This window comes from Acinetobacter sp. WCHAc060033 (assembly GCF_004209125.1).
GTDB lineage: Bacteria > Pseudomonadota > Gammaproteobacteria > Pseudomonadales > Moraxellaceae > Acinetobacter > Acinetobacter wuhouensis.
Window position 1 is genome coordinate 1 of sequence record NZ_SGSW01000101.1, and the last position, 3,996, is coordinate 3,996.

At 38.3% G+C, this 3,996-nt stretch carries 3 protein-coding genes; 1 reads left to right on the top strand and 2 read right to left on the bottom strand.

Annotated features, from left to right (window positions below):
* Nucleotides 1-60: 60 nt before the first annotated feature.
* A complete protein-coding gene (locus EXE10_RS20260) occupies nucleotides 61-471 on the bottom strand; it encodes a MobC family plasmid mobilization relaxosome protein (protein WP_130114533.1) in 411 nt (136 codons plus the stop codon).
* A 996-nt stretch (nucleotides 472-1,467) separates the two neighbouring features.
* Between EXE10_RS20260 and EXE10_RS20265 the strand changes: the two genes are divergently transcribed.
* The gene (locus tag EXE10_RS20265; protein ID WP_005199665.1) at nucleotides 1,468-2,214 is read left to right on the top strand and encodes a leucine-rich repeat domain-containing protein; all 747 of its coding nucleotides are present in this window, start codon (nucleotides 1,468-1,470) and stop codon (nucleotides 2,212-2,214) included.
* Nucleotides 2,215-2,252: 38 nt separating this feature from the next.
* On the opposite strand, the gene EXE10_RS20270 is transcribed toward EXE10_RS20265, so the two are convergent.
* Nucleotides 2,253-3,996: relaxase/mobilization nuclease domain-containing protein (locus EXE10_RS20270; RefSeq protein ID WP_165383060.1), on the bottom strand; the 1,744-nt coding region annotated here is incomplete at its 5' end.

The window sequence follows — 3,996 nt, forward strand, 5'->3', positions numbered from 1 at the left end:
TCTTCACCCAATAAATAATCAAGGCAACCTTTTGATAAACCCGAACCATGTCGAAAAAAATCAACGATCATCTGGACGTAACTCCCGAAGCTGTTGATCAATTGAAATCAATAAATGAAGTAACTTCACTTTGTCAAAAGTACCTACCCCTGCAATATCGGTATTCACGGCTTTGGCAATCTGATTCACGTTATTACCAATTCGACCAAGTTCTAAAATTAACACTCGCTCTGTCTTGCTATACGAAGATTCAACAACCTTTGTTGCTTTAATTTTTTGGTCATCATCTGCTTTGGAATTATGAATTTTAGTCGCTTTCTCTACTGCTGCTTGTCTAAGTAACTTTGCAATCGAACCATAAGGATTATTTGAATCAAGCAATTGATATTCTGATTCAGAAAGTCTGACTTTAAAGGTTCTCTCTCGAACAGCTTTACCTTGCTTATTCTCTTGTTGTTCATGTCCTGACATTTCAATCTACCCTGCTTTGGCTTTTGTAAGCTTTAAATTGGAAAATCTTTGATTTTTCTGTTTAAAGCTTTTCGGGGGTATCGGGGGTGAAGCCCCTGATCAAGGTCACAGACTATCACTGTTTAACGAAGTTAAATAGGGGTAGCTGTGTATCCTTGCTTATTTAAAAATGGACAAAGTTGTTATATGAAAATTAAATCAATTGACGCGGTATATAAACTCTAGGAAGTATTGGCATAAATCTTGTAAAACAAAATGCTCTCAACTCTCTTTCAACGTCCCCACATCCCTCGCTTTGCTCGGGCTGATGGTGAACGTTGAGAGAGTTTCGGCAATACTTTCCCTAAGGGTCGCTGATTCAAAATCAACATCCCTTAAGTATTGCCGATTAACCTGTAATTGGGCTGACGGAGCCACGCATCGGTCGTATCCGCACATGGTTTTGCTGACCATGCAGACAAGGACTAAAGGTTTTGCACCTTCTCCCACGCGCTCCCTGTCGAAGTATGGTGGTATCTCTGCGAGGATTGCTCCAACATGCAACTTAACCAACCTATACAACTACTTCCAACGCTCCGCCTATGTGAGATCCCCTGTAAGCGGTTTAGCCTTACGACTATCGCTACGATGCACCAGTGACACTTATTCCCTCCACATGCACCGCATATCTTCCTTTAAAAAGGGCGCACAGAAGTAGATAAAGCTCGACCGTTAGGTGCTTATTTGATGATTTAAACTGCTGAATTAACGAAGGACTTCAAATTGAGGCTTGTCAAACTGTTCTAATTCTTTAAAATAGATAGTGGTACTAGCCTTTAAGGTGAATATCAGTATGAGTTGCAAGCTCTGCCGATCTTTCGTTAATTGATGTTGCAAGCATCAAATAACTGTACCCACTGAATTTAATGGAAAAGCCCAATAACTTGCAAGAGTTATTGGGCTTTTCCTTTAAATATTGTAAGATTTATTTTTACATTAATAGTTAAAAGAGCTACTGTGCGTAAAATTAGAAACCCAGAAAAAGTAACAAAAACTTATCAAGTCAATGCATTCTCTTCTAATGAAAAATCTTTACCACAAAATTTTGGCGAACTAGTTAATCTTATTCATCTAGATATTTTTCGCTTTGATAATTTAGAAGAAATACCCAAAGAGATCGAAAATTTACATAAGTTAGAAATCTTAGAGATTACAAACTGTCCCAATCTTAAATCCCTGCCAGAGAATATTGGGAATTTAAAAAATTTAAAAAGTCTTAGCCTAAACTTAAAAAATTTAGAATATATTCCTGAAAGTATTGGTAATTTAGCAAATCTTGAATCTCTTCATCTTAACTTACCAAATCTTAAATCTTTGCCAGAGAACATTGGTAATTTAAAAAGCTTAAAAAATCTTAGCCTAGACTTAGAAAGCTTAGAATATATTCCTGAAAGTATTGGTAATCTAGAAAATCTAGAGTATTTAGATCTTCATTCATTAACATTGAATACCTTACCAAATACTATTGGCAACTTAAAAGCACTTAAGAGTCTTGAAATTAATGAAACAGATTTAAAAGAACTCCCTGAAAGTATTGGTAATCTAGAAAATTTAGAAGTACTAAATATACTATTATCATATGATATAAACGAACTACCTAATAGTGTTACTAACCTTAAGAATTTGAAGGAACTATACGTCGACCTTGATGATGTTAATGTGCCTGATTCAGTAAAACATTTAGTGGTACTTGATGATGACTAAAAATTTAGTAACTATATAAAGTTAATTTAATACTCGCATTACATCCCAAAATCCATGCCCCGATCTCGCTTAAGTTGGGGCTTGTCCATTTCCTTTTTTAATTCCTTCATTTGGACGAGATTTTTTTCAATATCTCGGATGTTTCGAGCAAATTCTGCTGAGCTTTGGCTACTTCTGACGAGACTGAATGCTGTATGGTTGAGATTCTCTCCAGAACTTCTTCGTTGTTCGCTGTAATCTGGCTCATCTCTCGGACTTTGCCATTGATCTGCTCGGTATAGCTTGCTGTACTGCATTCTAGCTCGTGAAATTGTGTCTGTATTGTCGCTAATGATTTCTGTGCTTGCTGTAAGCTCTGCTGATCGCTCCCGATTGCTTTTGATTGCGCTGACAAGGCTTGGATAATCTTGGTTTGCATTGTGTCTAAAGCTTGCTGTTGCTTCTGCAATTGCGATTGTTGTTGCATTAATTGTTGCTGTTGTTCTTCGATGATTCTCAATAATTGCGTTTCTAATTCGGTCATCGTTTAGTACCCCATTGGAATCATGTAACCGTTCTGCCATTCCCCTGCATTCTTGTTGATCTGAATACAGAGACGTTGTGCTTTGCTGTCTGGTCGCTTGCATGTGCTGATCGTCAAACTGCCTCCCGATCGGTTCAAATGGTCGACCCTCATTTGCTTCTCGTTGATCACTGTATTTAGCGTCTGCATCTCGCTGTACTTGTTTTTGGTGACGAGACCAAGCGAGAAAATTGCTATAAGCAAAATAACTGCTGCTGAAATCAGTCCCATATTCAAAATGGTAAGTTTTTTCTGTACCGCTTGATTCTGGGCTTGTTGTTCTTGGCTCTGTATTTGCTCGTTTAATTTCGTTAAATGGCTCAATTTCGATTGCAGCAAGGTTTGATACTGGCTTAACTGCTTCTCGACCGTCTGGGCGTTGTTTTGAATGCTCTGGGCGATTCTCTCGTCCGACTGTTGGATAGCGGTCGCAGTGATATTGGCTCTTGTGTTCAAGCTGTCTCTGATAGTCTGTGACGTTTGCTCGATACCGCTCAGAAGTTGTTCCTCTGTATTCTTCAATTCGTTGTTGTACTTCTTGTCGATATTCGCCAGTAGCTCTAAAGCCTTGCTCATAAATCTCGCCCTCTAAACGGATGGGACGTTTTGCGCCCTCATACGGGTTTTCAATGGATATGGAGTTTTTTACTTGTCGAGTAACATTGATTTGATTCGATTCAAGCCATTGCACCAATTCTTGCCGATCGGCAACTTCCCCATTAGAAATCGCTCGGTAAACACGTTGATGTAACTGCGCTTTAAAATCCTTAATATCTTTCGGTAAATTCTTTTTATTTAAAAATAGCTGTCGATGCTCAGGATCATCGGGGTCATACAATGAATGTTCGGTATTGATGATCTGCTTAAATAGATCGACTCGATCTAAATCGACTGGCGCATAGAATGGCTGTAGACGTTTGCCTGTTGAAAGCTCAACATTGGGAATCACAAAATTAAGCTCAAGCCTTGTCTCACCTGTGTCCTGATTAATTTTGTCTTGGTGCTGCACCCATAAAATTTGATATTGGTCTTTATCTAGTCCTGGAAATAAACATTCCTCAAAATTTTGCATGATTTTCTGTTTATCCTGGTCAGATAAATCATGCTCATAAAAGGACAAACAACCACTAGTATATTTTTTGGCAAAAGGACTGCTATCAATCAATTGCGCTGTCAGTTTTACATCACCACTCAGCACTTGTGCATGTTCACGCTCTTGA

Bases quoted from the DNA above. Each gene is read 5' to 3' on its own strand.
- EXE10_RS20260 (WP_130114533.1), bottom strand. From the start codon at position 471: ATGTCAGGACATGAACAACAAGAGAATAAGCAAGGTAAAGCTGTTCGA.